The organism is Shewanella chilikensis, assembly GCF_002836945.1.
Lineage (GTDB): Bacteria > Pseudomonadota > Gammaproteobacteria > Enterobacterales > Shewanellaceae > Shewanella > Shewanella chilikensis.
Window position 1 is genome coordinate 1 of the sequence record NZ_NIJM01000111.1, and the last position, 1,142, is coordinate 1,142.

A 1,142-nucleotide genomic window follows, 5' to 3' on the forward strand; every position below is an offset into this window, starting at 1 on the left:
AAGCCCCACGTTAACGTGGGCACCATTGGTCACGTTGACCATGGTAAAACCACTCTGACTGCTGCTATCTCAACTGTACTGTCTAAGACTTACGGTGGTGAGGCTCGTGACTTCGCAGCGATCGATAACGCTCCAGAAGAGCGTGAGCGCGGTATTACCATCAATACCTCTCACATCGAGTATGACACTCCAACTCGTCACTACGCCCACGTAGACTGCCCAGGTCACGCTGACTATGTTAAAAACATGATCACCGGTGCTGCCCAGATGGACGGCGCAATCCTGGTAGTAGCTTCTACTGACGGCCCAATGCCACAGACTCGTGAGCACATCCTGCTGTCTCGTCAGGTAGGTGTACCTTTCATCATCGTATTCATGAACAAGTGTGACATGGTAGACGATGAAGAGCTGCTGGAACTGGTAGAGATGGAAGTTCGTGAACTGCTGTCTGAGTACGATTTCCCAGGTGATGACCTGCCAGTAATTCAGGGTTCTGCTCTGAAAGCTCTGGAAGGCGACGCTCAGTGGGAAGCCAAGATCATTGAACTGGCAGAAGCACTGGATACATACATCCCTGAGCCAGAGCGTGATATCGATAAGCCATTCCTGCTGCCTATCGAAGACGTATTCTCAATCTCTGGTCGCGGTACTGTAGTAACAGGTCGTGTAGAGCGCGGTATCATCAAAGTTGGTGACGAAGTAGAAATCGTGGGTATCCACGACACTACCAAGACCACCTGTACTGGTGTAGAAATGTTCCGTAAGCTGCTGGACGAAGGTCGTGCCGGTGAGAACTGCGGTATCCTGCTGCGTGGTACCAAGCGTGATGAAGTAGAGCGTGGTCAAGTACTGGCTAAGCCTGGTTCAATCACTCCACACACCAAGTTCGAATCAGAAGTTTACGTCCTGTCTAAAGAAGAAGGTGGTCGTCACACTCCATTCTTCAAAGGCTACCGTCCACAGTTCTACTTCCGTACAACTGACGTGACCGGTACTATCGAACTGCCAGAAGGCGTAGAGATGGTAATGCCAGGCGACAACATCAAGATGGTTGTAACTCTGATCTGCCCAATCGCGATGGACGAAGGTCTGCGCTTCGCAATCCGTGAAGGTGGCCGTACAGTTGGTGCTGGTGTTGTAGC

The 1,142-nt window shown here is 51.1% G+C and carries 1 protein-coding gene; it reads left to right on the forward strand.

The features are described from left to right. The coding region (tuf, locus tag CX651_RS19745; protein ID WP_101057802.1) for an elongation factor Tu at positions 1–1,142 on the forward strand (1,142 nt) is incomplete at both ends.